Source organism: Maritimibacter sp. HL-12 (assembly GCF_900177545.1).
Classification (GTDB): Bacteria; Pseudomonadota; Alphaproteobacteria; order Rhodobacterales; family Rhodobacteraceae; genus Sinisalibacter.
This window is the reverse complement of sequence record NZ_FXBQ01000001.1, coordinates 412,572-439,178: the sequence shown is the minus strand read 5'-3', so window position 1 is coordinate 439,178 and position 26,607 is coordinate 412,572. Positions and strand designations below refer to the sequence as shown.

Annotated in this window: 27 protein-coding genes and 1 tRNA gene; 18 read left to right on the top strand and 10 right to left on the bottom strand. The window is 67.4% G+C overall.

Going from position 1 to position 26,607, the window contains the following annotated elements:
- Window positions 1-140: 140 nt before the first annotated feature.
- On the top strand, window positions 141-1,247 hold the full coding sequence (locus tag B9Y97_RS02200; protein ID WP_085525222.1) for an MraY family glycosyltransferase: 1,107 nt from the start codon (window positions 141-143) through the stop codon (window positions 1,245-1,247).
- Window positions 1,248-1,375: 128 nt separating this feature from the next.
- Here the strand turns inward: B9Y97_RS02200 and B9Y97_RS02195 are convergent, their stop codons facing one another.
- Window positions 1,376-2,203, bottom strand: coding sequence for a bifunctional allantoicase/(S)-ureidoglycine aminohydrolase (locus B9Y97_RS02195; RefSeq protein ID WP_085525221.1), 828 nt, complete (start codon window positions 2,201-2,203; stop codon window positions 1,376-1,378).
- Window positions 2,204-2,323: 120 nt separating this feature from the next.
- On the opposite strand from B9Y97_RS02195, the gene glpD reads away from it, so the two are divergent.
- Genes glpD through B9Y97_RS02180 form a run of 3 tightly spaced genes read left to right on the top strand, consistent with a single transcriptional unit; the run spans window position 2,324 to window position 6,525 of the window.
- Window positions 2,324-3,805 carry a glycerol-3-phosphate dehydrogenase gene (glpD, locus tag B9Y97_RS02190; protein WP_085525220.1) on the top strand — a complete coding sequence of 494 codons (1,482 nt, stop codon included), beginning with the start codon at window positions 2,324-2,326 and terminating at the stop codon, window positions 3,803-3,805.
- Window positions 3,802-5,271: a glycerol kinase GlpK gene (gene glpK / locus B9Y97_RS02185; RefSeq protein WP_085525219.1), complete on the top strand. Its 1,470-nt coding sequence runs from the start codon at window positions 3,802-3,804 to the stop codon at window positions 5,269-5,271. The genes glpD and glpK overlap by 4 nt, the downstream gene beginning before the upstream one ends.
- Window positions 5,272-5,319: 48 nt before the next feature.
- A complete protein-coding gene (locus tag B9Y97_RS02180) occupies window positions 5,320-6,525 on the top strand; it encodes an MFS transporter (protein ID WP_085525218.1) in 1,206 nt (401 codons plus the stop codon).
- 2 nt (window positions 6,526-6,527) lie between these two features.
- Here the strand turns inward: B9Y97_RS02180 and B9Y97_RS02175 are convergent, their stop codons facing one another.
- From B9Y97_RS02175 to puuE, 3 genes are read right to left on the bottom strand one after another with little or no spacing between them, the layout of a single operon-like run.
- Window positions 6,528-7,922, bottom strand: coding sequence for a uracil-xanthine permease family protein (locus B9Y97_RS02175; protein WP_085525217.1), 1,395 nt, complete (start codon window positions 7,920-7,922; stop codon window positions 6,528-6,530).
- A 51-nt stretch (window positions 7,923-7,973) separates the two neighbouring features.
- Window positions 7,974-8,477, bottom strand: coding sequence for an ureidoglycolate lyase (locus B9Y97_RS02170; RefSeq protein ID WP_085525216.1), 504 nt, complete (start codon window positions 8,475-8,477; stop codon window positions 7,974-7,976).
- Window positions 8,474-9,889, bottom strand: coding sequence for an allantoinase PuuE (gene puuE, locus B9Y97_RS02165; protein WP_085525215.1), 1,416 nt, complete (start codon window positions 9,887-9,889; stop codon window positions 8,474-8,476). The genes B9Y97_RS02170 and puuE overlap by 4 nt, the downstream gene beginning before the upstream one ends.
- Window positions 9,890-10,005: 116 nt before the next feature.
- Here puuE and uraH point away from each other — a divergent pair, with 116 nt between their 5' ends.
- Window positions 10,006-10,359, top strand: coding sequence for a hydroxyisourate hydrolase (gene uraH / locus B9Y97_RS02160; protein WP_085525214.1), 354 nt, complete (start codon window positions 10,006-10,008; stop codon window positions 10,357-10,359).
- 26 nt (window positions 10,360-10,385) lie between these two features.
- Complete coding sequence (locus B9Y97_RS02155; protein ID WP_085525213.1) at window positions 10,386-11,618, top strand: urate hydroxylase PuuD; 1,233 nt, start codon at window positions 10,386-10,388, stop codon at window positions 11,616-11,618.
- 135 nt (window positions 11,619-11,753) lie between these two features.
- On the opposite strand, the gene B9Y97_RS02150 is transcribed toward B9Y97_RS02155, so the two are convergent.
- Window positions 11,754-11,993 carry an Lrp/AsnC ligand binding domain-containing protein gene (locus B9Y97_RS02150; RefSeq protein WP_085525212.1) on the bottom strand — a complete coding sequence of 80 codons (240 nt, stop codon included), beginning with the start codon at window positions 11,991-11,993 and terminating at the stop codon, window positions 11,754-11,756.
- A gap of 127 nt (window positions 11,994-12,120) precedes the next feature.
- On the opposite strand from B9Y97_RS02150, the gene hisB reads away from it, so the two are divergent.
- Window positions 12,121-12,708 (top strand): imidazoleglycerol-phosphate dehydratase HisB, encoded by a 588-nt coding sequence (gene hisB, locus B9Y97_RS02145; protein ID WP_085525211.1) that lies wholly within the window; start codon window positions 12,121-12,123, stop codon window positions 12,706-12,708.
- A 2-nt stretch (window positions 12,709-12,710) separates the two neighbouring features.
- Window positions 12,711-13,349: an imidazole glycerol phosphate synthase subunit HisH gene (gene hisH, locus B9Y97_RS02140; protein WP_085525210.1), complete on the top strand. Its 639-nt coding sequence runs from the start codon at window positions 12,711-12,713 to the stop codon at window positions 13,347-13,349.
- 9 nt (window positions 13,350-13,358) lie between these two features.
- On the opposite strand, the gene B9Y97_RS02135 is transcribed toward hisH, so the two are convergent.
- Window positions 13,359-13,745, bottom strand: a complete 387-nt coding sequence (locus tag B9Y97_RS02135; RefSeq protein ID WP_085528053.1) for a DUF2147 domain-containing protein — start codon at window positions 13,743-13,745, stop codon at window positions 13,359-13,361.
- 121 nt (window positions 13,746-13,866) lie between these two features.
- Between B9Y97_RS02135 and hisA the strand changes: the two genes are divergently transcribed.
- The 3 genes from hisA to B9Y97_RS02120 all read left to right on the top strand — a co-directional run bounded on the left by hisA (window position 13,867) and on the right by B9Y97_RS02120 (window position 15,793).
- Window positions 13,867-14,589: a 1-(5-phosphoribosyl)-5-[(5-phosphoribosylamino)methylideneamino]imidazole-4-carboxamide isomerase gene (gene hisA, locus B9Y97_RS02130; protein WP_085525209.1), complete on the top strand. Its 723-nt coding sequence runs from the start codon at window positions 13,867-13,869 to the stop codon at window positions 14,587-14,589.
- A 98-nt stretch (window positions 14,590-14,687) separates the two neighbouring features.
- A complete protein-coding gene (gene hisF, locus B9Y97_RS02125) occupies window positions 14,688-15,467 on the top strand; it encodes an imidazole glycerol phosphate synthase subunit HisF (RefSeq protein ID WP_085525208.1) in 780 nt (259 codons plus the stop codon).
- A complete protein-coding gene (locus tag B9Y97_RS02120; RefSeq protein ID WP_085525207.1) occupies window positions 15,464-15,793 on the top strand; it encodes a phosphoribosyl-ATP diphosphatase in 330 nt (109 codons plus the stop codon). Before hisF ends, B9Y97_RS02120 begins: the two co-directional genes overlap by 4 nt.
- Here the strand turns inward: B9Y97_RS02120 and B9Y97_RS02115 are convergent.
- Both B9Y97_RS02115 and rlmB read right to left on the bottom strand, forming a co-directional pair.
- Entirely contained in the window at window positions 15,790-16,224 is a 435-nt protein-coding gene (locus B9Y97_RS02115) for a CoA-binding protein (RefSeq protein WP_085525206.1), read from the bottom strand. The two genes, B9Y97_RS02120 and B9Y97_RS02115, sit on opposite strands and share 4 nt — an antisense overlap.
- 245 nt (window positions 16,225-16,469) lie before the next feature.
- Complete coding sequence (gene rlmB, locus B9Y97_RS02110; protein WP_176224272.1) at window positions 16,470-17,258, bottom strand: 23S rRNA (guanosine(2251)-2'-O)-methyltransferase RlmB; 789 nt, start codon at window positions 17,256-17,258, stop codon at window positions 16,470-16,472.
- 128 nt (window positions 17,259-17,386) lie between these two features.
- Between rlmB and B9Y97_RS18070 the strand changes: the two genes are divergently transcribed.
- Window positions 17,387-17,470: transfer RNA gene (locus B9Y97_RS18070), tRNA-Tyr, on the top strand.
- Window positions 17,471-17,545: 75 nt separating this feature from the next.
- Window positions 17,546-17,800: a hypothetical protein gene (locus B9Y97_RS02105; RefSeq protein ID WP_139828201.1), complete on the top strand. Its 255-nt coding sequence runs from the start codon at window positions 17,546-17,548 to the stop codon at window positions 17,798-17,800.
- Window positions 17,801-17,933: 133 nt separating this feature from the next.
- Here the strand turns inward: B9Y97_RS02105 and B9Y97_RS18415 are convergent, their stop codons facing one another.
- Complete coding sequence (locus B9Y97_RS18415) at window positions 17,934-20,018, bottom strand: methyl-accepting chemotaxis protein (RefSeq protein WP_176224271.1); 2,085 nt, start codon at window positions 20,016-20,018, stop codon at window positions 17,934-17,936.
- 299 nt (window positions 20,019-20,317) lie between these two features.
- On the opposite strand from B9Y97_RS18415, the gene B9Y97_RS02095 reads away from it, so the two are divergent.
- From B9Y97_RS02095 to B9Y97_RS02080, 4 genes are read left to right on the top strand one after another with little or no spacing between them, the layout of a single operon-like run.
- Complete coding sequence (locus B9Y97_RS02095; RefSeq protein WP_085525202.1) at window positions 20,318-20,884, top strand: 2-oxoacid:acceptor oxidoreductase family protein; 567 nt, start codon at window positions 20,318-20,320, stop codon at window positions 20,882-20,884.
- Window positions 20,877-22,052 (top strand): pyruvate ferredoxin oxidoreductase, encoded by a 1,176-nt coding sequence (gene porA / locus B9Y97_RS02090; RefSeq protein WP_085525201.1) that lies wholly within the window; start codon window positions 20,877-20,879, stop codon window positions 22,050-22,052. The genes B9Y97_RS02095 and porA overlap by 8 nt, the downstream gene beginning before the upstream one ends.
- Window positions 22,052-23,122 (top strand): thiamine pyrophosphate-dependent enzyme, encoded by a 1,071-nt coding sequence (locus tag B9Y97_RS02085; RefSeq protein WP_217809429.1) that lies wholly within the window; start codon window positions 22,052-22,054, stop codon window positions 23,120-23,122. The genes porA and B9Y97_RS02085 overlap by 1 nt, the downstream gene beginning before the upstream one ends.
- Before the next feature lies 1 nt (window position 23,123).
- Entirely contained in the window at window positions 23,124-24,821 is a 1,698-nt protein-coding gene (locus B9Y97_RS02080; RefSeq protein ID WP_085525200.1) for an FAD-dependent oxidoreductase, read from the top strand.
- Window positions 24,822-24,842: 21 nt separating this feature from the next.
- Here B9Y97_RS02080 and B9Y97_RS02075 read toward each other — a convergent pair whose 3' ends face one another.
- Window positions 24,843-25,433 carry an ImuA family protein gene (locus tag B9Y97_RS02075; RefSeq protein ID WP_085525199.1) on the bottom strand — a complete coding sequence of 197 codons (591 nt, stop codon included), beginning with the start codon at window positions 25,431-25,433 and terminating at the stop codon, window positions 24,843-24,845.
- A gap of 109 nt (window positions 25,434-25,542) precedes the next feature.
- Between B9Y97_RS02075 and B9Y97_RS02070 the strand changes: the two genes are divergently transcribed.
- Window positions 25,543-26,586 (top strand): aldo/keto reductase, encoded by a 1,044-nt coding sequence (locus tag B9Y97_RS02070; protein ID WP_085525198.1) that lies wholly within the window; start codon window positions 25,543-25,545, stop codon window positions 26,584-26,586.
- Window positions 26,587-26,607: the final 21 nt, after the last annotated feature.

Below are 26,607 nucleotides of genomic sequence, written 5' to 3'. Positions count from 1 at the left end.
GCCCTTCCGCGCGCTCGGGCGGCGACCACGCGGGGTTGCGCCGCAGGGTGCGCGCGCCCGCCGCTGCGCCGTTTTGGGGTTTCGCAAAGGGGCAAAGGTCAGTATGCGTCACGTTGGTTTAATGTGGCCGAGATATGTGAATGTTTGACGTCGTGATCCCATCCGCAGCAACGGCATTCATCATCGCCTTCGTGGTCGGGATTGTTCTGATGCGGATGCGGGCGCCGATCGAGGGGATCGGACGCGACCGCAAGGACGCGTCCGCGATCCAGGCGTCGCATGTCGGGGAGCCGCTGCGTCTCGGGGGGGTCGCGGTGTTCGCCGGGCTCCTGATCGGGTCGGTTCTTCTGAGCGATCATTCGAGCGGGGAATTCACCATCCGTCTTCTCTTGGCAACGACCCCTGTGTTCCTTGCCGGTCTGGCGGAGGACCTGGGGTATTTCGTCTCGCCGGTGGGACGCTTCATCGCGTCACTGTTTTCGGCGGCATTGGCGATCGCGCTGCTCGGCATCTGGATCCAGGAACCCGATCTGCCGGGGCTCGGCGCGGTGTTCTCGACCCCGCTGGTCGCGATCGCGATCACAGTCCTGTTTGCCGGGTTCTATTGCCATTCGGTCAACCTGATTGACGGGATGAACGGTTTGTCCTCCGTGGTCGTGATTTCGTCGGCCCTCGGCATCGCCGTCGTGGCGGCGGACGCGGACCTTGGGCAGATTTCCGCGCTGTCCCTGCTTCTGGCCGCTGCCATGGCCGGATTCCTGTTGCTGAACTGGCCCAGATCCTTCCTGTTTCTGGGCGACGCCGGGGCTTACGGCGTCGGCCATGTTCTGGTCTGGCTGGCAATCGGGCTGGGTGAACTCGCCCCGGACACGTCGACGGCGTCGATCCTGCTGATCCTGTTCTGGCCGCTGGCCGACACTTTGCATACCATTTTCCGACGCCTTTTTGCCGGGCAGTCGGTCCTGAAACCCGATCGGATGCACCTGCACCAGAAGATCCGGCGCGGGCTGGAGATCGCCGTGATCGGGGTCGGAAAGCGGGAGCGATCCAATCCGGTCACGACGCTGTTGCTGGTTCCCATGACGGCCATGCCGGTGATCGCGGGGGTTTACCTGAAAGACAACGTCACGCTGGCATGGTTGGCTCTGGGCGCGTTCGCGGTCGCCTTTTCAATCACGCATGTCGCGATCACGGCGGCGGTGCGGTCACGCCGTCTTCGGGGCGGAGACCCCGGTGACCCCGACTGAGCCGTTCTCCCTGAACATCGAAATCTCAACCCCGGGGCAGATGGGCGGTATGCACCGTGGCGATGCGCAGCCTCGGCCCTGGCCGCGGGGCGGTGGGCGCATTTCAGACCGGGTGATCGCGACGCGGCTCAGAGATCGAGGCCCGCGTGCCGGTTCACGTCCTTGTAGAGCAGGTAGCGGAACGGCTCTGGCCCGCCGGCGTAGCAGGCCTGCGGGCAAAACGCTCTGAGCCACATGTAATCGCCGGCCTCGACCTCGACCCAGTCGCGATTGAGCCGGTAGACGCCCTTGCCCTGGAGCACGAAAAGCCCGTGTTCCATGACGTGGGTTTCAAGAAACGGGATCACCGCGCCGGGCTGGAGGGTGACGATGGTCACGTGCATGTCGTGGCGCAGATCGTCGGGCGCGACGAAACGGGTGGTGGCCCAGCGGCCCTCGGTGTCGGGCATCGGCGTGGGCGCGACCCTGGCCTCGTTGGTGACGAAGGGCAGCGGCGCGTCGATCCCCTTGGCAGGGATGTAGCGCTTGCGGATCCAGTGGAAGCTGGCGGCGGCCTTGCCGGCGTTGTGCAGCGTCCAGCCGCAACCGGCGGGCAGGTAGGCATAGCCCCCGGGCCCCATGATCTCGGGCCCGGCACCGTCGATGACGAGCGCCAGTTCGCCGCTGGTGACAAAGAGCACCGCCTCGGCACCCGGGTTCGGCTCGGGCTGGTCCGACCCGCCGCCGGGGGCAACTTCGCAGATATAATGCGAGAAGGTTTCGGCAAAGCCCGTCATCGGCCGGGCAATCACCCAGACCCGGGTGTCGCGCCAATGCGGCAGCGCGCTCACCACGATGTCGCGCATCGTCGCGCGCGGGATTACCGCGTAGGCCTCGGTGAACACCGCCCGCCCGGTCAGAAGGTCGCTCTGCGGCGGCAGGCCGCCGGGCGGCGTGGCATAGCTGCGGTCGGTCATCGGTCATGTCTCCTTGCCTGAAACCCGTATAGGCTTTGGGGCACGGCCCGCCAAGGGCATGGTTGCGAAGCCGGATGGTAGCGGTAACTATGGCCGCGATTCGCAGAGGTGGGAGTGATCATGGGCGAGACCGAAGAGCGGGAAATGGTGGACCTTTTCGTGGCGGGCGGCGGGGTGAACGGCTGCGCCATCGCGCGTGATGCGGCGGGGCGCGGGCAATCGGTGGTGCTCGCCGAGCAGGGCGATCTCGCCTCGGCCACGTCTTCGGCCTCCTCCAAGCTCATCCATGGCGGCCTGCGCTACCTTGAAACCTATGAGTTCAAGCTGGTGCGCGAGGCGCTGCGCGAGCGTGCGGTGCTGCTTGCCGCGCTGCCGCACATCGCCTGGCCGATGCGCTTCGTGCTGCCGCACCACACCGGGCTGCGCCCGCGCTGGATGCTGCGGGCGGGGCTGTTTCTCTACGATCACCTCGCCAGCCGCGGCGGGCTGCCTGCGAGCCGGGCGGTGAACCTCACCACCCACCCCGCCGGGCGGCTCCTGAAAAGCAGTTTCACCAGCGGCTTCGAGTATTCTGACGGCTGGGTGGACGATTCCCGCCTCGTTGTGCTAAACGCCCGCGATGCCCGCGAACGCGGGGCCGAAATTCTCACCCGGGCCAAGGTCACTTCCGCGCGCCGCCACGCCGATCACTGGGAGATCGAGATCGACAGGGGGGGCGTTCTGGAAATCCGGCGCGCGCGGATGCTGGTCAACGCCGCCGGGCCCTGGGCCGGGCTCCTGTCGGAGCACATCGGGCCGCGCCACGGGCTCAGGCTGGTGCGCGGCAGCCATATCGTGGTGCCCCGGTTGGAGGGCCACGACCAGCCCTATATCCTTCAGGGACACGACGGGCGGATCGTCTTCCTCATTCCCTTCGAGGAGGATTTCACCCTGATCGGCACCACCGAGGCCGAGCACGGTGCCGACCCTGCCAGTGCCGAATGTTCCGAGGCCGAAACCGAGTACCTGATCGCCTTCGTGAACGATTATCTCGCCAAGCCGGTCACGAAGTCCGATATCGTCTGGAGCTTCTCCGGGGTGCGCCCGCTGATCGAGAGCGGCGGCGATGCCACCTCGGCCAGCCGCGATTACCAACTGGTGCGCGACGACAAGGGCGGCGCGCCGCTGCTCACCGTGCTTGGCGGCAAGATCACCGCCTACCGCATCCTCGCCGAACAGGCGCTCGACAAGCTCGGCGTGCCGGGGGCATGGACGGCGGGGGCAGCGCTGCCCGGTGGCGATTTCGACCGGGCCGAGAAGCCTGCGATGGTCAAGGCGCTGGTTGCCGACTATCCTTTCCTGACCGAGACATGGGCGCGACGGCTGGTGACGGCCTACGGTACCGACGCCCGGCGGATTCTCGGTGCGGCGAAATCGACGCAGGACCTCGGCGGGGATTTCGGTGCCACGCTCACGGCGGCGGAGGTGCACCACATGATGGTCCACGAATTTGCCAGGACGGCGGAGGATATCGTCTGGCGGCGCTCGAAACTGGGGCTGAAGTTGAGTGAGGACGAGATCGCCGGGCTTGCGGCCTGGCTCGCCGGGAAGGACAGGTCATGAGCCATATTCTTGCAATCGACCAGGGCACCACCTCGTCGCGCGCCATCGCCTTCGACGCCCGGATGACCCCGGTGGCGCAGGCCCAGCGGGAATTTGATCAGATCTACCCGCAGAGCGGCTGGGTCGAGCACGACCCGGAGGCGATCTGGGAAACCACTCTCGCCACCGCCCGCAAGGTGGCCAAAGAGGTTGGCACCGGGAGTATCGCCGCCATCGGGATCACCAACCAGCGCGAAACCACGCTGATCTGGGACCGCGAGACCGGCACGCCGATCCACAACGCCATCGTCTGGCAGGACCGCCGCACCTCCGACATCTGTGCGTCCTTGCGCGCCGAGGGGTTTGAAGACGTGGTGCGCGGTCGCAGCGGGCTTCTGCTCGATCCGTATTTTTCCGGCACCAAGGTTAAATGGCTGCTCGATCACGTCGAGGGTGCGCGCGCGGCCGCCGAGGCCGGGCGGCTCGCCTTCGGCACCGTCGATACCTACCTGATCTGGCGGCTCACCGAGGGCCGGGTGCATGCAACCGACGCGACCAACGCGGCCCGCACCATGCTTTATGATATCCACCGGGGCGAATGGGACGCCGAGATCTGCGACCGGCTCGGGGTTCCGATGAGCCTGCTGCCGGAGGTGCGCGATTGCGACGGCGATTTCGGCACCACGACGCTGCTCGGCGGCGAGATCGCGATCCGCGGCGTGGCGGGTGACCAGCAGGCCGCCACCATCGGTCAGGCCTGTTTTGCGCCGGGGATGATGAAATCGACCTACGGCACCGGCTGTTTCGCCCTGCTCAACACCGGGGCAGAGGCGGTGACCTCGCAAAACCGCCTGCTCACCACCATCGCCTACCAGATGGACGGGCAGACCACCTATGCCCTCGAAGGCTCGATCTTCGTGGCGGGAGCGGTGGTGCAATGGCTGCGCGACGGGCTCGGGATCATCGGCAAGGCAAGCGAGTCCGGCGGCATGGCGCGCAAGGCCGATCCGGGGCAGGAGTTGATCCTTGTCCCCGCCTTCACCGGGCTCGGTGCGCCCTACTGGGATGCCGAGGCGCGCGGCGCGGTGTTCGGGATCACCCGCAATTCCGGTCCCTACGAGTTTGCGCGCGCGGCGCTCGAAAGCGTCGGCTTTCAGACCCGCGACCTGATGGAGGCAATGTGGGCCGATGCCGGACGCGGCGAAGGGGTGCTCCGGGTAGACGGCGGCATGTCGGCCTCGGATTACACCATGCAGTTCGTCGCCGATATCACCGGCGCGCCGGTCGACCGGCCGAAGGTGGTGGAAACCACCGCGCTGGGCGCGGCCTGGCTCGCCGGGCAGGCGGTGGGCTTCTACGCCGGTGCCGAAGGCTTTGCCGCGACATGGGCGGTGGAGACCCGCTTCACCCCGAGGATGGACGCCGCCACCTGCGAGGCCCGCTACGGGCGCTGGAAGGACGCGGTGGCCCGCACGCTGAGCCGGTAGAGGCGTTTCCGCTTGCACCCCCACAAAATTCCGGCCAAGGGCGAAACCATGCTCGCCTTCCTTCGCCAGAACGCTCCCTTCCTCGCCGCGGGCACGCTGCTCACCTTCCTGTCGAGCTTCGGCCAGACCTTCGTGATCGCGGTGTTCTCCGGCGAGATCCGTGCCACCTTCGGCCTCAGCCACGGCCAGTGGGGCGGGATCTACATGATCGGCACGATGGCCTCGGCGGTGGCGATGGTCTGGGCCGGCGGGCTGACCGACATCTTCAGGGTGCGCGTCCTCGGGCCGCTCATGCTGCTTGGCCTTGCGGCCGCGATGATCGCTCTTGCCTTCGCGCCCTGGGCCTGGTCGCTTGTCGTGGTGATCTTCGCGCTCAGGTTTTTCGGGCAGGGCATGCTCGGCCATGTCGCCGTTGTCGCGATGGCGCGCTGGTTCGTGAAGACCCGCGGGCGTGCATTGTCGATCGCCTCGCTCGGGGTGGCGCTTGGCGAGGCAAGCCTGCCGCTGCTGTTCGCCGCGCTGCTCACGGTGGCAGACTGGCGGCTGCTCTGGCTCGGCGCCGCGCTGGTGCCGCTAGTTGGTGCGGTGGTGGTCGGGCGGCTGCTCGGCAAGGAGCGCACGCCGCAATCACATGCCGAGAGCGACGTGAGCGTCGGCATGGGCGCGCGCCACTGGACCCGGCGCGAGGCGCTGCGCGGGCCTCTGTTCTGGCTGATGCTGCCCGCGGTCATGGGGCCGCCCGCCTTCAACACCGCGTTCTTCTTCCACCAGGTTCATCTTGCCGAGGTGAAAGGGTTGGCGCATGTCGAGCTGGTGGCGCTGTTCCCGCTCTACACCGCGCTTGCGATCACGACGATGTTGCTGGCGGGCTGGGCGCTCGACCGGCTCGGCACCGCGCGGCTGATGCCGCTGTCGCAACTGCCCGTCGCGTTGGCCTTCGTGATCTTTTCGCTCGCCGCAGGGCAGGGAGGCATGTTTCTGGGCCTCGTCTTCCTTGCGATGACCAGCGGTGCGAACGCGACGCTGCCCAACGCCTTTTGGGCCGAGTTCTACGGCACCGCCCATATCGGCGCGATCAAGGCGCTGGCGGCGGCGGCGATGGTGCTGGGCTCGGCCATCGGGCCGGGTCTGACCGGCCTGCTGATCGACCTCGGGATCGGGCTCGAGCGCCAGTTTCTCGGGATCGCGGGCTATTTCCTGGGCGCCACCCTGTTGATGCGCCTTGGCATCGGTCGGGCGGCGCGCCGGTTCTAGGCTCAGTCCGCGCCCGCGCCCGATCTGTCGTCGAGATCGTCGCCGGCGAGATGCTCGGGCAGCACGAGGTTGAGCACGATCGAGAGGAAGGCGGCCGGCAGCAAGCCCGAGGACAGCAGGATCTGCGCGGTTTCGCCGGTGTGCTGGAGCGCCGAGGGTTCAAGCTGGAGGCCGAAACCGACGCTCAGGCTGATCGCGAAGATCACCATGTTGCGCCGGTTCCACCGGACATCCGACAGCATGTTGATGCCGCTGGCCGCGACCATGCCGAACATCACCACCACGCCTCCGCCAAGCACGTTGATCGGCACCGTGTTGATCACCGCGCCGACCTTCGGCACGAAGCCCGCGAGGATCAGGAACAGCGCGCCGAAGCTCACGACATGGCGGCTCATCACCCCGGTCATCGCCACAAGGCCGACATTCTGGCTGAACGAGGTGTTGGGCAAGCCCCCAAAGGCCCCGGCGAGCGCGGTGCCAAGGCCATCGGCGAAGGTCGCGCCGGTCACTTCCCTGTCGGTCGCCTCGCGCCCGGCACCGCCCTTGCAGATCGCCGAGGTGTCGCCCACCGTCTCGATCGCCGAGACCACGGCCATGAAGCACATGCCGATGACGATCGCCCAGTTCAGCTCGAAGCCGTATTTGAACGGCACCGGTGCGGCGAAATAGGCGGCCGAACCGACATTGCCGAAACTGACCTGGCCCATGACCAGCGCCACGGCGTAACCCGCGAGGATACCGATCAAGACGGCGGCCACCGACAGGAAGCCGCGCAGGAAGAACTTGACCGCCAGCGTGACCACGATCACCACCAGCGCCGGCGTCCACATCTGCAGCGTGCCGAAGGCCGGCGTGCCCATTTTCGGCACGCCGCCCGCGGCATACTGGATGCCGACGCGCAGCAGCGCGAGGCCGATCATCAGCACGATCAGCCCGGTCACCAGCGGCGGCAGCGCCTTCCTGAGCGGGGTCACGACGAAACCGAGCAGCACATGGAAGATGCCGCCGAGGAGCACCCCGGTCATCAGCCCGGCAAGACCCGCCGTGCCCGCGCCCGCCACCGCCGGGATCATCACCGGCACGAAGGCAAACGAGGTGCCCTGCACCACCGGCAACCGCGCGCCCACCGGGCCGATACCCACGGTCTGGATCAGCGTGGCGATCCCGGCAAACAGCATCGACATCTGGATCATGTAGGTCATGTCGGGAAAGCCGAGCGCGCCCTGATCGGAGCCAAACCCGATCCCGGCGGCCCCGGCCACCAGAATTGCCGGCGTGACGTTCGAGACGAACATCGCCAGCACGTGCTGGATGCCGAGCGGAACGGCCTTGGCGATTGGTGGGGTGAAGTCAGGATCGCGCAGTTGTTCTGGCGTCCCGATCGAGCTGTCGGTCATGGCTGTCCCTCCCTGAGCGGCCATTTGGCCGTCTACGCCCGTTTTTCGGGCTTATGCCTCGTCGGCGGGCGCTTTTACCATGCAAGCGGTTTTCAACCAATATTCTTCGAGGTTCGCAGTGTCGCCGATCCGGTCGATCACGGCGAAGAGGCCGGGCGGGGTGAGCGGGGTGAGCACGCCGTGCCATGTGCCGCGATGCAGGTTGATGCCCTGGCCCGGCGCGGTGAGAAAGGCGCGCGGGGCTCCCGGCGTGCCGCCTTTGTCGGGGGCGACGATCACGAGGAATGGGTCGCGGCTCATCGGGATGAAGGCCTGGCTGCCCTCGGGGTGGCGTTCGAGCATCTCGAGCCGGTAGGGCAAGGCGCGGGCCTGAGCCTTGAACAGGCTGATCCCGGCCCGGCCATCGGGGCCGAAATCGAGCGCGGCGCGGTCGTGGAAGCGGCCACAAAACCCCTGGTTGATGATCTTGTCGGGTGCGCCCTCGGCCTCCAGCACGTCGCCGAAGGGGGCAAAGGCGGCGGCGGTCAGCGGTTCGGTGGTGATCTCGTGGCTCATGGCAGCATGTCCTTCAACCGCAGGAAGGCGATGCGCTCGACCTGACGGCAGGCTTCGCCGAATTCCGTGGCGCTGTCGTTGTCGAGCCGGCGCTGGAAAGCCCCGAGGATGCCCGCCTTGTCGTGGTCGCGCACCGCGATGATGAAGGGAAAGCCGTGCTTGTCCACGTAGGCCGTGTTGAGCCGGGTGAAGGCGTCGCGTTCTGCGTCGGTGAGCGCGTCGAGCCCGGCGCTGGCCTGCTCGGAGGTGCTTTCGGCGGTGAGGCGTTCGGCCGCCGCGAGCTTGCCCGCAAGATCGGGGTGGGCCTTGAGCACGCCGAGCCGTTCCGCGTGGCTTGCGCTGCGAAACACCCGCGCGAGCGCGTTGTGCAGGCCCGCGGCGCTGTCATGCGCAGGGCCGAGTTCAAGCCCGTGCGCACGTTCGGCAATCCAGGGTGAATGTTCGAAAACGCCACCGAAACGCGCCACGAACGCCGCTTTTTCCAGCGTGGAAGGTTGTATTTGTGTCGTTGGCGGATGCACTTTCGCCCAATGCCGCGCGATCTCGATCCGGCGCGGGAACCACACGCCCTCGTGGCCGATGGCGTGGTCGATGAAACGCCTGAGCGCCAGGATCCGCCCGGGCCGCCCGATCAGCCGGTTGTGCAGGCCGATGCTCATCATCTTCGGACGGCCCGCCATCCCCTCGGCATGAAGCGCGTCGAAGGCATCGCGCAGGTAGTCGAAGAAGTGTCCGGCGGTGTTGAACCCCTGCGGCGTGGCAAAGCGCATGTCGTTGGCATCCAGCGTGTAGGGGATGATCAGTTGATCACGTTCGCCGATGCGGGACCAGTAGGGCAGATCGTCGTCGTAAGTATCTGAGATATAATCAAATTGACCGGTTTCGGCGGCGAGGCGAACGGTGTTTTCCGAACAGCGCCCGGTATACCAGCCCGCCGGGGCTGCGCCGACCACCTCGGTATGCAGCCGGATCGCCTCGGCAATCGCCGCGCGCTCCTCGGACTCGTCCATGTCCTTGTGCTCGACCCATTTCAGCCCGTGGCTGGCGATCTCCCAACCCGCCTCGGTCATCGCCGCCACCTGCTCGGGGCTGCGGGCCAGCGCCGAGGCCACGCCGTAGACGGTGGGCTTGATCCCGAACTCCTCGAACACCCGAAATACCCGCCAGAACCCGGCGCGGGCACCGTAGTCGTAGATCGATTCCATGTTCCAGTGGCGCTGCCCCGGCCAGGCTTGTGCGCCGACGATCTCGCTCAGGAAGGCCTCGGAAGCGGCATCGCCGTGCAGCAGGCAGTTTTCGCCGCCTTCCTCGTAATTCACCACGAATTGCACCGCGATCCGGGCCTGTCCGGGCCATTGCGGATCGGGCGGGGTGGGGCCGTAGCCGCGCAGGTTGCGGGGGTAGCGTATCATCTCTCTCCCTCGAAAAGTTTCGCTTCCCAAAGGGATAGGGGCTTGTGAAGCGCAAGGAAACTGTTTTCACTCGGGGCCGAACTGCGCCCCACCGGCGCAACCGGGAGACCAGAACGATGAGCGGATACCTCACCACCCACGTGCTCGACACCGCCCGCGGACGGCCCGCAGCCGGGCTCGCGATAGACCTTTTCCGCATCGAGGGCGAGGCACGCGCGCATCTGCGGCGGATGGAAACCAACGCCGACGGGCGCACCGATGGGCCGATCCTGCCGGAGGCCGAGTTCGAGATCGGCGACTACGAGCTGGTGTTCCACGCTGCCGCCTATATCGACGCGAACAGCGCCACCCCGGATGCCCCGCGCTTCCTCGGCGACGTGCCGATCCGTTTCACCATGTCGGAGCCCGCACATTACCATGTGCCGCTCCTGCTTTCGCCCTACGGCTATTCGACCTATCGCGGCAGCTGACTGGCCCGCGCCGCAAGGAGACCCCCATGCTCGACCCCACCGTGCTGATGGAATGGCTGGAATTTGCCCTGCGCTGGCTGCACGTGATCACCGCCATCGCCTGGATCGGCTCGTCGTTCTATTTCATCGCGCTCGATCTCGGCCTGCGGCCCTCGACCGACCGGCGCACGGGCGTTTCCGGCGAAGCCTGGCAGGTGCATGGCGGCGGCTTCTACTTCATCCAGAAATACATGGTGAGCCCGGCCCGGATGCCGGCCGAGCTGACCTGGTTCAAGTGGGAAAGCTACGCCACGTGGCTTTCGGGCGCGGCGCTGATGATGGTGGTCTATTACGCCGGATCGGAGCTTTTCCTGATCGATCCCGCCAAGCTCGATCTCGTGGCGTGGCAGGCGATCGCGATTTCCGCGGCGTCGCTCACCGTGGGCTGGCTGGCCTATGACCGGCTGTGCAAATCCGGCCTTGCCGAGAAGCCGACGCTGCTTATGCTGCTCCTCTTCTTTCTGCTTCTGGCGATGGGCTGGGGCTACAACGAGGTGTTCACCGGCCGCGCGGTGATGCTCCATCTCGGTGCCTTCACCGCCACGATCATGACGGCGAATGTCTTCTTCATCATCATCCCGAACCAGAAGATCGTGGTGGCGGACCTGATCGCGGGCCGCACGCCGGATGCGAAGTATGGCAAGATCGCCAAGCTGCGCTCGACCCATAACAACTACCTCACGCTCCCGGTGATCTTCCTGATGCTGGCCAACCATTACCCGCTGGCCTTCGCGAGCGCCTGGAACTGGGTGATCGCCGGGCTCGTGTTCCTGATGGGCGTGACGATCCGGCACTTCTTCAACAGCCACCACGCCCACAAGGGCTGGAAGTGGTGGACATGGCCGATCACCGCGGCGCTGTTTCTGGCCGCCGTATGGCTTTCGACGCAAGGGCAGGAATACCAGAGCTGGGAAGAGGCCGAGGCGCGCCCGCTTACCCCCTACGAGACCCGTTTCGCCGAGGCCGAGGGCTTCGAGGAGGTGGCGGGGCTGGTCATGGGCAATTGCTCGATGTGCCACGCCCGTGAGCCGGCCTGGGAGGGGATCGGCACCGCGCCCAAGGGCGTGCTGCTGGAAACCGAGGCCGACATCGCCCGCCACGCGAGGACGATCTACACCCAGGCGGGGCTGACCAACGCCATGCCGCCGCCCGCGGCGAGCTTCATGCTGCCGGAAGACCGCGCCGCGATCGTGGCGTGGTTCCGCGCCGGGCGGAGCTGAGGCTTTCGCCCGGGCTTGCGCCCGGCCGACCGGCTGGGGGGCGCTGCCCCCCAGACCCCCCGAGGTATTTTTCGACCCAAGAAGAGGGGGCGGGTGCGCGGTTGCGAAAAACCCGGACGTGCGACGATCGGGGGGCTAGAACGCCTTGAAGGTGAGCGTCGTCAGCGAGCGGTCGATGTTCGGGATGTCGAGCAGGTGGCCGTTGACGAACTTGCCGATATCCTCGCCCTCGGGGATGTAGAGCTTCATCAGCAGGTCATACTCGCCCGAGGTGGAATAGAGCTCGGAGTGAATTTCGCGCTGGATGATCTCCTCGGCAACCTTGTAGGTGGTGCCCGGTTTGCAGCGCAACTGGATGAAGACGGGGGTGCTCATGTTCGGCCTCGCGGTGGTTCGCTGCGCAAGGTGACACGGGGCACCGGGCGGCGGCAAGCCCAATTGCCGCCTTTTCAGCCAGCCGCCCCCCGCCTATAAGCGCGGGGGAAACCAGCGGGAGGGCCCCATGCGCAAGGCCAGGATCAGCCGCAAGACGGCGGAAACCGAGATCAGCGTCGAGATCGACCTCGACGGCAGCGGCGCTTACGACAACCAGACCGGCGTGGGGTTCTTCGATCACATGCTCGACCAGCTCGCCCGCCACGCGTTGATCGACATGAAGGTGCGCGCCGCGGGCGATCTGCACATCGACGATCACCACACCGTGGAAGATACCGGTATTGCGCTGGGGCAAGCCCTGCGCGAGGCGATGGGCGACAAGCGCGGCATCCGGCGCTACGGCGAATGCCATCTGCCGATGGACGAGGCGCAGGTGCGCTGTGCCCTCGATCTCTCGGGGCGGGCCTTTCTCGTCTGGAACGTGGAGTTTCCCACGCCGAAGATCGGCACATTCGATACCGAACTGGTGCGCGAATTCTTCACCGCCCTCGCGGGCAATGGCGGCATCACCCTGCATGTCGACCGGCTGCACGGGTTCAACAGCCACCACATTGCCGAGGCCGCCTTCAAGGCGGTGGCGCGGGCCCTGCGCGACGCGCTGGAGGTGGATCCGCGCAAGGCCGACGCGATCCCGTCGACCAAGGGCGCGCTGTGAGCATGATCACCGCGCTGATCGACTACGAATCGGGCAACCTGCACTCCGCCGAGAAGGCGTTCCAGCGCATGGCGCGTGAGACCGGGGCGGGCGAGGTGGTGGTGACCGACGACCCCGAGATCGTTTCCCGGGCCGACCGGATCGTGCTGCCGGGCGACGGTGCCTTCCCGGCCTGCCGCCGGGCGCTGTTTGAGCATTCGGGGCTGTTCGAGGCGATCGACGAGGCGGTGAACGCGCGCGGACGGCCCTTTTTCGGGATCTGCATCGGCATGCAGATGCTCGCCGACACCGGCCATGAATACCAGGAAACCCCGGGCTTCGGCTGGATCGGCGGCGAGGTCACGGCGATTTCGCCCGCCGACCCGGCGCTCAAGGTGCCGCACATGGGCTGGAACGACCTCGTGATCGACCATGCCCACCCGGTGCTCGACGGGATCAAGACCGGCACCCATGCCTATTTCGTCCATTCCTACCATTTCCGCGTGGCCGATGAGGCGGAGCGGCTGGCGCATTGCGACTACGGCGGCGCGATCACCGCGATCGTCGGGCGCGACAATATCTTCGGCACGCAGTTTCACCCGGAGAAATCGCAAGGCCCCGGCCTTGCGATCATCGCCAATTTCCTGCGCTGGGTGCCCTGAAGGGCGGCTTCAGCGCGCCCGCGTCCAGTTCTGCGCGGCGCAGAACAGCCCGCCCGCGACGCAGCCCTTGAGTTCGAGCGCGTCGCCCGACAGCGCCATCCGGCCGATGTAGGTCTTGTCGTTGGAGGGGCGCCAGACCGAGCCCTTGTAGGTGCCGTCGCCCTGGTTCTCCATGTTGATCACCATGACCTTGCCGATGTTCTCCGACTGGTATTCGCCGGTGTCATCGAAGGTGCGGCGGATCCAACCGCAGGTCTTGCCGTCGTTGCAGCCCGACATCTCGACAAGGGCATAGGCACCGTCGTCCACTTCCGTCTTCCACATGCCGTGCACCGGGTCGGCGGCGAGGGCGGTGGGGGCGAGCGCGAGGAGCGCGGCGATCAAGGGTCGTTTCATCTTTTTCCTCCGGTGTTTTTCATCATCCTGCCGGGCGCTGGGCTGCGGCGCAAGCCATCGTGCTTGCCGCCGGGGCGGGCTCATGCGAAAAGCCCGCGCGAATGCACAAGGAGCGCGCCGCATGATCCTCTACCCCGCGATCGATCTCAAGGATGGCCAGTGCGTGCGCCTGTTGCGCGGCGAAATGGCGGCGGCGACGGTGTTCAACGACGACCCGGCGGCGCAGGCGCGCGCCTTCGAGGCGGCGGGTTGCGACTGGATCCACCTTGTCGATCTCAACGGGGCCTTCGCGGGCGAGCCGGTCAATGCCGCCGCCGTCGAGGCGATCCTCGCCACGATCTCGGTTCCTGCCCAACTCGGCGGCGGCATCCGCGACATGGCCACGATCGCGCGCTGGCTCGACAAGGGGCTCGCCCGGGTGATCCTCGGCACCGTGGCGGTGGAGACCCCCGATCTCGTGCGCGAGGCGGCGCGGGCCTTCCCCGGGCAGGTCGCGGTGGGGATCGACGCGCGCGGCGGCAAGGTGGCCACCAAGGGCTGGGCGGAGGAAACCGACGTTGACGCCACCGAGCTTGCGAAAAGCTTCGAGGATGCCGGCGTGGCGGCGATCATCTACACCGATATCAACCGCGATGGCGCGATGCAGGGGCCGAACATCGAGGCCACGGCGGCGCTGGCGCGGGCGGTGTCGATCCCGGTGATCGCGTCCGGCGGGGTGTCGTCGCTCGACGACCTGCGCGCGCTGAAGGCCTGCGGCGCGCCGCTCGACGGCGCGATCTCGGGCCGGGCCCTCTACGACGGCGCGATCGACCTCAAACAAGCCCTTGCCACGCTCAGGGCCTGATCCCCTTTTTCTTGGTGGCAATACTCCGCGGGGGTGTGGGGGTGCGAAACCCCCACGCCGCCCTTGCCGCCCGCGCGGCGGCACCGTATGTGTCGGGCATGCTGAAGACCCGCATCATCCCCTGCCTCGACGTGGCCGACGGCCGCGTGGTGAAGGGCGTCAACTTCGTTGATCTCGTCGATGCCGGTGACCCGGTGGAGGCGGCCAAGGCCTATGACGCGGCGGGGGCAGACGAGCTTTGCTTTCTCGACATCCACGCCACCCATGAGAACCGGGGCACGATGTATGATCTCGTCACCCGCACCGCCGAGCAGTGTTTCATGCCGCTCACCGTGGGCGGCGGGGTGCGCAGCCATGAAGACGTGCGCCAGCTCCTGCTCGCGGGCGCCGACAAGGTGAGCTTCAACTCCGCCGCCGTGGCCGATCCCGACGTGGTGGCGGGGGCCGCCGACCGGTTCGGCTCGCAATGCATCGTGGTCGCGATCGACGCCAAGACCGTGGAGATCGACGAGAACGGCCAGGGCGTGCGCTGGGAGATCTTCACCCACGGCGGGCGGCGTGCGACCGGCGTCGATGCGCTGGATTTCGCCCGCACGGTGGCGGCGAAGGGGGCGGGGGAGATCCTGCTCACCTCGATGGACCGTGACGGCACGAGGGCGGGGTTCAACCTGCCGCTCACCCGCGCCATCGCCGACGCGGTGAACATCCCCGTCATCGCCTCGGGCGGCGTCGGCACGCTCGATCACTTCGTCGAAGGGGTGCGCGAGGGCCATGCCAGCGCCGTGCTCGCCGCCTCGATCTTCCATTTCGGCGAATACACCATCCGCGAGGCCAAGGACCACATGGCCGCCGCGGGCATCCCCGTGAGGTTGACATGACCGCCGAGAGGACTGCGCTCGACCGGCTGGCCGAGACCATCGAGAAACGCCGCGGCGTGAACCCGCGCGACAGCTGGACGGCGGCGCTGCTCGCCCGTGGCCCCGAGAAATGCGCCGAGAAATTCGGTGAGGAGGCAGTGGAGGCGATCATCGAGGCGGTCAAGGGCGACCGCGACAAGCTCGTGACCGAGGCCGCCGACGTGCTCTATCACTTGCTGGTGATGCTTGCTGCGCGCGACGTGGGTTTTGCCGAGGTGCTGGCCGAACTGGAGCGTCGCGAGGGCACGTCGGGCATTGCCGAGAAGGCCGCCCGCCCCGAAGGTTAGCTCTCGCCGAACAGCCGCGCGTGCTCGATCTTCGGGCAGTGGTTCTCGACAAAACCGAGCCCCTTGGCGTCGGCCATCGCCCGCGCGTCCTCGGAGGTCACGCCGATCTGGAGCCATATCGTCTCGAGGTCCGGCAGGGTCGCGAGCGCCTCTTCAACAACCGCGGCGGCAAGTTCGGAGCGGCGGAAAACGTCGAGCATGTCAACCTTCGCCTCGGGCGGGATCTGGCCGAGATCGGCGACGATTTCCTCACCCATGAAGCTCTGGCCGGCGAGCCCGGGATTAACCGGGATCACCCGGTAGCCGCGTTCTGCGAGGTAGCGTGCCACCTTGTGGCTCGCACGGTCGGGGTTGTTGGAAAATCCCACCAGCGCGATCGTGCGGGTGCGCGACAGGATTTCGGTGAGGTGGGTGTCGGATGCTGTGCTCATGCCGTCGTCATAATCCCGGCTGCGGGGAAGGGGAAGCGCTCGCGCGCGGGGGATCAAAGAAAAGCGCCCGGGGAAGGGGGCCCGGGCGCAGTTTGTGGAACGAGGGACAGTGAATTGAGATTACGGACGTTCCACGGCCCGCTCTCACAGCTTTAGGTAGGGTGCCCTTGATCTTGCGGAAGGGGGGATAAAGATTCCGTGAAGCTGGTTTGGTAAAACGGCAATAACTTGCCGATCGCGCCGCGTCATTGCCGCCCGAGCGCGGCGGCGTAGAGCGCGACCGCGGCGGCGTTCGAGACGTTGAGCGAGCCGAAGGCGCGGGCGTAGGGGATGCGCACGAGACGGTCGCAGGTGGTGCGGCTGCGCTCGCGCAGGCCAGGCCCCTCGGCACCGAGCACCAGGGCCACCGGTGCCTGCACCAGGGTGGCGAGAACCGGGCCGACCTCGTCTTCTGCCTCGCCGTCGAGGCCGATCACGACATAGCCCATGTCCTTGAGGCGCAGCATGGTGTCGGCGAGGTTGGTCACCCTCAGATAGGGTTGCCGTTCGAGCGCCCCCGAGGCGGTCTTGGCCAGTGCCCCGGTTTCGGGCGCGGCGTGGCGGGTGGTGGCGATCACCGCCGCCGCGCCGAAAACCTCGGCCGAGCGCAGGATCGCCCCGGCGTTGTGCGGATCGGACACCCTGTCGAGCAGCACCACGACCGGCGCGGTGCCGGGTGGGGCGGCGCAAACCTCGTCGAGACTGCCCCAGTCGAGCGGCCGCACCTCGAGAGCCGCGCCCTGGTGGACGCTGCCGGGATCGAGCGGCGCGGGGAACTTGCGCGCATCGGCGATCTCGGTCTCGAGACCGCCAGCGGCGAGCGCTGGGCCGAGGCGATCGGCGGCGTTGCGCGTGACGATCAAACGGCGCTTCTCGCGCGCCGGGTTCATCAGCGCGTCCCGCACCGCATGCAGGCCGAAGAGCCAGAAAGTCTCATCCGCCGAGGCCCGCCGCGCGCGCTCCTTCTGTACCACCCAATCGGGTTTTCTGGTCACTTTCGCCCCCTTTTCACGTCGGCCGGACAATGGTCCGGGCGGGCGGGGGGTGCAAGGGATTTTCGGCTTGACGGGGGAGGGGCGCGCGAGTATTCCCGCCCTCGTTCCGGTGCCAGCGGCGCCGGCGCGGGCGACGAGCTGCAAGGTGCGGCAGCGGACTGTAACTCCGCCGGGGAGACCCATGCCTGGTTCGATTCCAGGGTCGCCCACCACTTTTTCCTCTTATCAACCGTCAGGGTCACAGACCCCACGTCGCGACCCATCGGTGGGTCAGGGACGATTCCGTGGTGCGCAAACTTCTCGTAATCCAGATCGACGGCCTGCAAGATCCGGCGGCCTGGTTGATCGAGTTCTGCGCAGGCTTCCCCGATGTGGCGATCGTGCTGGTGTCCCGGCATTTCGCACGGAACGATCTTACTGGCGAGCGCCGGATGATCGCCGATGCAAGCATCGCTGATGCCGGCAAGCGTGTTCCCTTTGCAATGGCGGTGACGGCTGCGCTTTCGAACCACGACGAATACCTGGCCCGCCGGATCATCTGACGGTGCCACGCGCTGTTTGTACGCTGCCGCGGAATGCGCCACTGCCAAGCGCAGACCGCCCGAAGTTTCGTCGGCAGGGTGATCTTGATCCTGCGCGCGGCGCGCGCGGATTTGAGCCGCGCCATCGCCCAGGTCATGCCCGGTGCGCGTGCGATTGCTCGGCCGGCGTTTGCCACGCGGCGTCGCCCATCGGGTCACCCTCGCCAAACCGGAACCGGCCGGCGCTGTCGGCCAGCGCCTTGGCTTCGCGTTCCAGTTCGTGGTGCGCTGCGGAGGTCTGCTCGAACATCGCGGCATTCTGCTGGGTGGTCTGGTCGAGCTGGGTCATCGCGGCGTTGATTTCGTCGAGCCCGGACGACAATTCGCGCGACGCCGTTGCCAGCGTGGCCACCTCGCCGCGGATCTCCGTCACCAAGGTGGCGATCTGTTCGAGGGCATGCCCCGAGTCGCCAACGAGTTGCACCCCGGTGTCGACCTGGCTGGTGGTCGTCTGGATCAAACCGGCGATCTCGCGGGCGGCGTCGGCCGAGCGCTGCGCGAGTTGGCGCACTTCGGAGGCAACCACCGCGAAGCCGCGCCCGCTTTCGCCCGCCCGGGCGGCCTCGACCCCGGCATTGAGCGCGAGCAGGTTGGTCTGGAAGGCGATATCGTCGATCAAGCCGGTAATCCTGGTGATCTGCTTCGAGCTTTCGGAGATTCGCTCCATGGCCCCGACCGCCTCGCGCACGGTGCCAAGGCCGCTTTCGGTGCTCTCGCGGGCGGCTTCCGCCCGGTTTTCGGCGATCCCGGCGCCTTCGGCGGCGCTGCGCACCGAGGCGGTCATCTGTTCAAGGGCCGCTGCGGTTTCTTCCAGCGCGGCGGCCTGACGCTCGGTTCTCTGTCCAAGATCCTGGGCCGCCCCGGCAAGCTGGCTGACCTCGCCCAGCATGAGTCCGGACTTGTCGGAAATAGACGCGATCAGCCCGGCCAGCGACTCGGTTGCCCGGTTGAATCCGGTCTTCAAGTTGTCGAACTGGCGCGGCACGGGGACGGTGATGCGGGCGGAGAGATCGCTTTCGGCGAGACGCGACACCGCCTGCTGGAAGGCCCCGATGGCCGCCTTGGTGGCGGTGATGTCGGTGGCGTATTTCACCACCTTGTCGATCTTGCCGGTCGCGCCGGCGATCGGGTTGTAGGTTGCCTGGATCCAGATTTCCCGGCCGTCCTTGCCGATCCGGAGGAACTCGTCGGCCTGAAACCGGCCCTCGCGCAGATCGCTCCAGAACCGGGTGTAGGCCTTGCTTTCGGCCTCGCCGGGCGGCAGGAAAATGCTGTGGTGCCGACCCAGGATCTCGGCCCTGTCGTAGCCCAGGGCGGCGAGGAAATTGTCGTTGACCTCGAGGATCGTGCCGTCGGGGCTGAAGGCGATCACCGCCTGCGAGCGGTCGAGCGCGGCGAGCTGGGCCGCGGCATCGAGGGCTTGCCGTTTTGCGGCGGTGATATCGGACGCCAGCTGGACGATCCGGGTGACCCGGCCCTCCGCGTCGCGCAGCGGGTTGTAGCAGGCTTGCAGCCAGATCTCGCGCCCGCCCTTGGCAAGCCGGCGCACCACGCCGGTTTGCGCCTCGCCTTTGGTGAGATCGGCCCAGAATTCGCCGTAAGCGCGGTTTGACGCCTCGGCGGGATCGACGAGGAGGCGATGGTGCTGGCCCCTGATCTCGTCGAGGCCGTAGCCGGTGGTTGCAAGATAGTTTTCGTTGGCCGTGAGAATGGTGCCATCGGGCGCGAATTCGATCACGGCCTGGGCGCGGTTGGCGGCGGCGATCCAGTCCCGGCCCGAGGCGGCCTGGCGCATCGCCTCGGTAACATCGGTGGCGATCGCGGCAATCCGGTCGACCGTGCCATCAGGGCCGGGCAGCGGAAGATAGGCCGTTTCGAGCCAGACCTGCTGCCCATTCCGGCAGCGGTGCGCGCCGGTCTGCCGCACGGCTTTGCCCGCGGTGAGCTGCTGCCACCAAGCGGGATCGTCATCGCCCTTGTCGCCCGCAAGGAGATCGGCGTGCGACATCCCGGCCATCTCGCCCGCGCCGAGCCCGAGCAGCGCGCAGAACCTCTCGTTGGCTTCGAACACGCGGCCATCGGGGGCAAACCAGGCCACCGCCATGCCGGCGTTGACCGCCCCGGCGAGCGCGCTGTCATCGGCAACGGGCCGGGGCGTGGATGAGCGAAAGCGAAACAAGGGTGCAGCCTCCCGGGAAAGCACAAGGTTCCCCCGTGGTATGCCGCAGAGGGATTGATACTTTCTGAACGCGCGCGTTTCTTCGGCCTTGCAAGATTGTTGCCGGTGATCCGCGGCCGGGGGTGCATCGTTGCGAGCCGAGCGCAAACGCACCGAAAAAACCCCCGCAACGGGAAATTCCTTGTTCCAGATCATGGTTTGGCCGGTTCTTGGGTCGGTAAATGCCCGCGAACCCGGCGAGTCACCAGGCGCGGCGGGCGCGTTCCCACGTGGAGCGAAAGAAGCCGGAGAGACAGACAATGATCGAGTATCGCATCCACGGGCGCGGGGGGCAGGGCAGCGTCGCTGCCGCTTACCTCCTCGCCGCTGCCGCCTTCGAGGCGGGGTTCACCTGCCAGGCCTTCCCGGCGTTCGGCGCGGAACGGCGCGGCGCGCCGGTGATGGCCTTCGTGCGGATCGACGAGAAGCCGATCACGCTCAGAAGCCAGGTGCGCAACCCCGATTTTCTCATCGTCCAGGACGAAACCCTGCTGCTCGACCCGACGCTCACCAACGGGCTCAAGCCGGGCGGGGCGATGCTGGTCAACAGCCGCAAGGCCTCGGCCGAGATCGCCGCCAAGTTCGACACCCGCGTGGTGGCTTTCCCGGCGACCGATCTCGCGGTGAAGGTGATCGGCAAGCCGATCCCGAACACGGCCCTGCTCGCCGCTTTCCTCGCGCTGACCGAACACGTGCCGCAGGCGGCTTTGGCCGCCGCGCTCAAGGGCCGGTTCCACGGCGCGATGCTGGAGAAAAACCTCGCCCTCATCGCCGAGGCGGCGGGCGCCGTCGAGGCCGGGGCATGGAAGGAGACAGCCGATGCGTGAAGCCCTTGAAGGATCGCTTGCCATCGCGCGCGCGGTGGCGCTGACCAAGCCCGACGTGGTCGCGGCCTACCCGATCACGCCGCAGACCCATATCGTGGAGAACATCTCCAAGCTGGTGGCCGACGGCGACATGCACACCGAGTTCGTCAGTGTCGAGAGCGAGTTCTCGGCCGCTTCGGTGGTGCTCGGTGCGGCCGCCGCCGGGGCGCGGGCCTATACCGCCTCCGCGAGCCAGGGCATCCTCTTGATGAGCGAGGTGATGTTCAACATCGCCGGTTTGCGGGTGCCGCTGGTGATGACCATCGCAAACCGTGCCGTGGGCGGGCCGTTGTCGATCTGGAACGACCAGTCCGACAGCATGGCGGTGCGCGACGCGGGCTGGATCCAGCTCCATTGCATCTCGAACCAGGAGGCGGTCGACACCACGATCCAGGCTTTCCGCATCGCGCAGGAAACCGATCTGCCGGTGGCGGTCTGCATGGATGGTTTCGTGCTCACCCATACGATGGAGGTGATCGACATCCCGAGCCAGGACGAGGTCGATGCCTTCCTGCCGCCGTTCGAGTTCGCGGGCGCGCTCGACACCGCCAATCCGCGCTCGATGGGCACTCTGGTCGATCCGAACTACTTCCCCGAGGTGCGCCACAGCCACCACGCGGCGATGGGCAAGGCGCTGGCCAAGATCGAGGAGATCGACGAAGCCTTCGCCGAGGTCATCGGCCGCGCCTCGGGCGGGCTGCTCACCGTGGACGGGCCGAAAAAGGCCAAGGTCGGCATCATCGCCATGGGCTCGGTCGTCGGCACGATGATGGCGGGGCGTGAACACTACGGCGGCGAGGTCGGCGAGGCGCGCATCGTCAAGCTGCGCAGCTACCGCCCGTTCCCGGCCAAGGCCCTGCGGGCGGCGGTCAAGGGGCTCGACAAGGTGATCGTGATCGATCGCGCGATCAGCCCGGGGATGGGCGGCGTGCTCGGCACCGAGGTGTCCGCCGTGCTCTCGACGCTCGACAAGGCCCCGAAGGTTTTCAACTACGCCCTCGGCCTCGGCGGGCGCGACATTCCCGAAACCATGTATCGCGATCTGCTCACCACGATCGAGGCAAAGGACGCACCGCGTTTCGCGGTGTTCGACGCCGATCTCGAAAAACTGCCCCCGGAGGACAGGTGATGGCCAAAACCGACACATCGAAGCGCCTCAACGAGCTCAGGATGAAGCACGGCCGACCGCCGGCGTCGCCGAGCGAGCCGAAGGCGGAAAAACCCGATACGCTGCGCGAGGCACAGCCGCGCTTTCGCGGGCTGGAATCGGGCCACCGTGCCTGCCAGGGCTGCGGCGAAGCGCTCGCCGCCCGACTGGTGATGGAAAGCGCGGGGCCCGACGTGATGGTGGCCAACGCCACCGGCTGCCTCGAGGTCTTCACCACGCCGTGGCCGCAATCGGCCTGGCGCGTGCCGTGGATCCACTCGCTGTTCGAGAACTCGGCAGCCGTGGCCAGCGGCATGGAAGCGGCGATGAAGGCCAAGGGGAAAAACACCAAGATCCTCAGCTTCGGCGGCGACGGGGCGACCTACGATATCGGATTCCAGTCGCTCTCGGGGATGCTTGAGCGCCACCACAACGTGCTCTACGTCACCTATGACAACGAAGCCTACATGAACACCGGCATCCAGCGCTCGTCGTCGACGCCGCACGCGGCCACCACCACCACGAGCCCGGCCGGCAAGGAGCGCATGGGCAAGCGGCATCTGAAGAAAGACCTTCTTTCGATCATCGCCGCGCATCACATCCCCTATGCGGCGAGCGCGAGCGTCGCCTATCCGCAGGATCTGCAACGCAAGGTCCGCTACGCGATGGGGGTGGAGGGACCGACCTTCCTCGTGATCCACTCGCCCTGTCCGCTCGGCTGGCGCCACGACAGCGCGCTCACCATCGAGGTGGCGCGCCGTGCGGTGCAATGCGGGTTGTTCCCGCTGGTGGAACTTGAGCGCGGCGCGCTCACCAACATCATGCCGATCCGCGAACCGCGCCCGGTGCGCGATTACCTCGAACTTCAGGGCCGTTTCGCGCACCTGTTCAACGAGAAGGACTACCGCGCGCAGGAGGAACTCGACCACCTTCAGGCGCTCGCGGATCACAACATGGATATCTACGGGCTGCGCGGCGACGGGCTGGACCCGGTGGACTCGACCGGGATGAGCCACGTGCGCCGCGGCGGCCCGCTCATGGAGGGGCGCTGAGATGACCCAGATCACACGCGGCACATGGGCCGAGGCCGGAACCTCGCTCGACTTCAAGACCGGCAACTGGCGCTCGACGCAGCGGCCCGTTCACATCCACGCCAAGGCACCCTGCCACGCCGCCTGCCCGGCGGGGGAGGACCAGCAAGCCTGGTTTGCCGAGTTGCAACTGGGCCACGCGGAAGACGCGTGGCGCAGCCTCGTGGCGGCCAACCCGCTGCCGGGTGTGACCGGGCGGGTCTGCCCGCATCCCTGCGAGAGCGCCTGCAACCGGGTGCAGCTCGACGGCGCACTCGCGATCCACAACGTCGAGCGCTGGCTCGGTGACGAGGCGGTGGCGCAAGGCTGGGATTATCCCGTTGCGGCACCCGCCGACAATGCGCCGGTGGTGGCGATCGTCGGTGCCGGGCCGGGGGGGCTTTCGGCCGCCTATCACTGCGTTCGGCTGGGGATGCGTGCCGAGATCTTCGAGGCGCTGCCCGAGGCGGGCGGATTGCTGCGCTCCGCGATTCCACCCACCCGGCTGCCGCGCGCCGCGCTCGATGCCGAGTTGAACCGGCTGCTCGATCTGCCGGGGATCACCCTCAACCTGCGCCAACGGCTGGGCCGCGACATCAGCGTTGACGATCTGCGCGAGCGCTTTTCCGCGGTTCTGCTTTCGCCGGGATGCGAGATGCCCAAACACTGGAGCGTGAAGGGGGCGGTGCCCGCCGATCTGCACGAAGGGCTCGCGCTCCTGCGCGACTTCATGGACCACGGCGCGCTGCCGGAGGCGGCGAAAGGCGACGTGATCGTGCATGGCGGCGGCAACACCGCGATGGACATCTGCCGGATCATGAAACGCGCCGGGGCGAAATCGGTGACGCTGATCACCGCGTCCGGCCTGCCCGGGCCGAACACCGCGCCCGACGACCTGATCAACGTGGTGCCGCGCGAGCTGGAAGAGGCGCTGGAGGAAGGGATCGAGATCATCGACCACGCCACCGTGAGCCGGCTGATCATGAAGGGCAGCCGGGTGACCGGGGTCGAGATCGTGGCGCTGAAGAAGGAGAAGGGCAAGGACGGGCGCAAGCGCCGGGTCGAGTTCGAGGGCACCGAGCGGGTGATCTCGGTCGACATGGTGGTGCCTTGCGTCGGCGAACAGGTTTCGCCCGAGGCCTTCGAGGGGTTGCTCGACGGTGCCTATTTCTGGCCGGACAATCCCCATGGCCGGATCGGCGAGCGGGTCTTCGCCATCGGCGATGCACGCGGCAGCCGCGGCACGGTGGCGGCGGCGATCGGCGATGGGCGGATCGCGGCGGAGGCCGTCGCGGCGGAGCTGGCGGGCGAAGCGGACCCGGTGACGGATGCCCGCCCGGAGATGGGTTTCGACGGTCTGAACACCGCCTATTACGCCGGGTCGGCGCGGGTTCCCGTCGCCAAGCTCCCGGTGCCCGAGCGCACGTTCGACGCCGAGATCGAGGGCGGCATCAGCCGGGCGGAAGCGCTGGCGGAGGCGCAGCGTTGCCTCTCCTGCGGCAACTGCCTGGCTTGCGACAATTGCTGGACGATGTGCCCCGACAACGCCGTGATCAAGACGGTTGAAATGGCTTCGGATGGCTCGCACTACGTTTTCGATTACGATTATTGCAAGGGTTGCGGGCTGTGCACCGAGGAATGCCCCACGGGCTTTATCCAGAGCGTGCCGGAAACGAGCTGAAACCGGCGTGGCGGCGGGGCCTCATGGCGCGAGGGCGAAACCCTCGCCGTCGCGCCGTATCTTCCAGCTTTTCGGCACCTCGCTGCGGGCGCGTTCGCGGGTGAGTGCCCAGGCGGTGCGGCCCTGCCCGTGATCGGGCGCCATGTGCCAGCGGCTCTCCGCGCCTGCGCTGCCGCCTTCGGGGGTGAGCACGAGGCCAAGGGGGGGCGTGCCCTTGCCTGAGCCCGCTTCCGCCGCAAGATGCATCCGCCGCATCGGGGTCAGCCCCGGCGGCCCCGGCAATTCGCCCACCACCAGCGGCACCGCGCCCGAGCGCAGCACCTCTTCGATCGTCCACAACAGGTCGCGGGCGTGATCGGCCTGCACGAAGGTGATCCGCCCCGGGTCGAGCCCCAGCCCCGCAAGCCCCGGCCCGTGCAGCCGCGCTGCCTCCCAGCCGGGCATGATCCAGAACACCGATCCGGTCATCGCCCGCGCCAGCAGCACCGCGAAAAGGTGGCGCGCCGGGCCATGCGCCTCGTGCACCCGCGCGCGCGCCAGCCGGATCGGCCCGAGCAGGGGCTGGCCGGGATCGGGGCGGTGGGGCTGGCGGGCGAGGCGGGCATGCTGCATGGGGTCAGGATACATGTTCTCTTTTTGTTCCGAAAGGGGGCATGTCCGGGGTTGCAGCCCGGCGTGGCTCGGGTATCTCTGTCGCGAGAACCGCGAACGGGGAGAGACCATGCGCAAGAACAAACTGGCCGGCGGCGCGCTCGAAGTGAGCGAGCTTTGCCTCGGCTCGATGACCTGGGGCACGCAGAACACCGAGGCCGAGGGCCATGCCCAGATCGACATGGCGCTCGATCACGGCATCAACTTCATCGACACCGCCGAGATGTATCCGGTCAACCCGGTCTCGACCGAGACGGTGGGGCGCACCGAGGAGATCATCGGCACCTGGCTTGCGAAGTCCGGGCGGCGCGACGAGATCGTGCTTGCCTCCAAGGTGTCGGGCGACAGCCGCTCGGTGCGCGGCGGCGAGGGCTATTCCGGCGAGATCATCCCGCGCACGATCGAGGCCTCGCTCAAGCGGCTGCAGACCGAGGTGATCGACATCTACCAGTTGCACTGGCCGATGCGCGGCTCCTACCACTTCCGCCAGAACTGGAAGTTCGACCCCTCGACGCAATCGCGCGAGGCCAATCTCGACCACATGCGCGGCGTGCTCACCGCGCTCAAGGATGCGGTGACGGCGGGCAAGGTTCGCCATGTTGGCCTGTCGAACGAGAGCGCCTGGGGCACGATGATGTGGCTCCAGGTGGCGCGCGAGATCGGCGCGCCCGAGATGGTGACGATCCAGAACGAATATTCCCTGCTGTGCCGCCTCTACGACACCGACCTCGCCGAGCTGTCGGCCAACGAGGACGTCAGGTTGCTGGCCTATTCGCCGCTCGGGGCGGGCATCCTCACCGGCAAGTATCACGGCGGCACAACCGTGCCACACGGCTCGCGGCTTGACCTCAACAAGGATCTCGGCGGGCGGGTGACGCCCCGGGTCTGGCCGGCGGCGCAAGCCTATCTCGACATCGCCGCGCGCCACGGGCTCGATCCGGTCCAGATGGCGCTGAGCTGGGCCGCCGACAAGCCGTTCATGGGCTCGGTGATCTTCGGGGCGACCTCGCTCGACCATCTCGGGCGCGCGCTGGGCGCGGCCCATGTGAACCTGTCGGACGAAGTGCGCCGCGAGATCGAGGCGGCGCACAAGGCGCATCCGATGCCGTTCTGATCCGCGCCGGGGGCGGGGGGC

What these genes read in the sequence shown, in the direction of transcription:
- hisF (WP_085525208.1), top strand. Translation starts at nt 14,688, where the DNA reads ATGCTGAAGACCCGCATCATCCCCTGCCTCGACGTGGCCGACGGCCGC.
- hisB (WP_085525211.1), top strand. Translation starts at nt 12,121, where the DNA reads ATGCGCAAGGCCAGGATCAGCCGCAAGACGGCGGAAACCGAGATCAGC.
- B9Y97_RS02085 (WP_217809429.1), top strand. Translation starts at nt 22,052, where the DNA reads ATGGCCAAAACCGACACATCGAAGCGCCTCAACGAGCTCAGGATGAAG.
- B9Y97_RS02150 (WP_085525212.1), bottom strand. Translation starts at nt 11,993, where the DNA reads ATGAGCACCCCCGTCTTCATCCAGTTGCGCTGCAAACCGGGCACCACC.
- glpK (WP_085525219.1), top strand. Translation starts at nt 3,802, where the DNA reads ATGAGCCATATTCTTGCAATCGACCAGGGCACCACCTCGTCGCGCGCC.
- B9Y97_RS02080 (WP_085525200.1), top strand. Translation starts at nt 23,124, where the DNA reads ATGACCCAGATCACACGCGGCACATGGGCCGAGGCCGGAACCTCGCTC.
- B9Y97_RS02200 (WP_085525222.1), top strand. Translation starts at nt 141, where the DNA reads ATGTTTGACGTCGTGATCCCATCCGCAGCAACGGCATTCATCATCGCC.
- B9Y97_RS02180 (WP_085525218.1), top strand. Translation starts at nt 5,320, where the DNA reads ATGCTCGCCTTCCTTCGCCAGAACGCTCCCTTCCTCGCCGCGGGCACG.
- hisA (WP_085525209.1), top strand. Translation starts at nt 13,867, where the DNA reads ATGATCCTCTACCCCGCGATCGATCTCAAGGATGGCCAGTGCGTGCGC.
- uraH (WP_085525214.1), top strand. Translation starts at nt 10,006, where the DNA reads ATGAGCGGATACCTCACCACCCACGTGCTCGACACCGCCCGCGGACGG.
- B9Y97_RS02175 (WP_085525217.1), bottom strand. Translation starts at nt 7,922, where the DNA reads ATGACCGACAGCTCGATCGGGACGCCAGAACAACTGCGCGATCCTGAC.
- porA (WP_085525201.1), top strand. Translation starts at nt 20,877, where the DNA reads ATGCGTGAAGCCCTTGAAGGATCGCTTGCCATCGCGCGCGCGGTGGCG.
- B9Y97_RS02115 (WP_085525206.1), bottom strand. Translation starts at nt 16,224, where the DNA reads ATGAGCACAGCATCCGACACCCACCTCACCGAAATCCTGTCGCGCACC.
- B9Y97_RS02135 (WP_085528053.1), bottom strand. Translation starts at nt 13,745, where the DNA reads ATGAAACGACCCTTGATCGCCGCGCTCCTCGCGCTCGCCCCCACCGCC.
- B9Y97_RS02155 (WP_085525213.1), top strand. Translation starts at nt 10,386, where the DNA reads ATGCTCGACCCCACCGTGCTGATGGAATGGCTGGAATTTGCCCTGCGC.
- B9Y97_RS02070 (WP_085525198.1), top strand. Translation starts at nt 25,543, where the DNA reads ATGCGCAAGAACAAACTGGCCGGCGGCGCGCTCGAAGTGAGCGAGCTT.
- B9Y97_RS02170 (WP_085525216.1), bottom strand. Translation starts at nt 8,477, where the DNA reads ATGAGCCACGAGATCACCACCGAACCGCTGACCGCCGCCGCCTTTGCC.
- B9Y97_RS02120 (WP_085525207.1), top strand. Translation starts at nt 15,464, where the DNA reads ATGACCGCCGAGAGGACTGCGCTCGACCGGCTGGCCGAGACCATCGAG.
- hisH (WP_085525210.1), top strand. Translation starts at nt 12,711, where the DNA reads ATGATCACCGCGCTGATCGACTACGAATCGGGCAACCTGCACTCCGCC.
- B9Y97_RS02075 (WP_085525199.1), bottom strand. Translation starts at nt 25,433, where the DNA reads ATGCAGCATGCCCGCCTCGCCCGCCAGCCCCACCGCCCCGATCCCGGC.
- B9Y97_RS02095 (WP_085525202.1), top strand. Translation starts at nt 20,318, where the DNA reads ATGATCGAGTATCGCATCCACGGGCGCGGGGGGCAGGGCAGCGTCGCT.
- B9Y97_RS02195 (WP_085525221.1), bottom strand. Translation starts at nt 2,203, where the DNA reads ATGACCGACCGCAGCTATGCCACGCCGCCCGGCGGCCTGCCGCCGCAG.
- glpD (WP_085525220.1), top strand. Translation starts at nt 2,324, where the DNA reads ATGGGCGAGACCGAAGAGCGGGAAATGGTGGACCTTTTCGTGGCGGGC.
- puuE (WP_085525215.1), bottom strand. Translation starts at nt 9,889, where the DNA reads ATGATACGCTACCCCCGCAACCTGCGCGGCTACGGCCCCACCCCGCCC.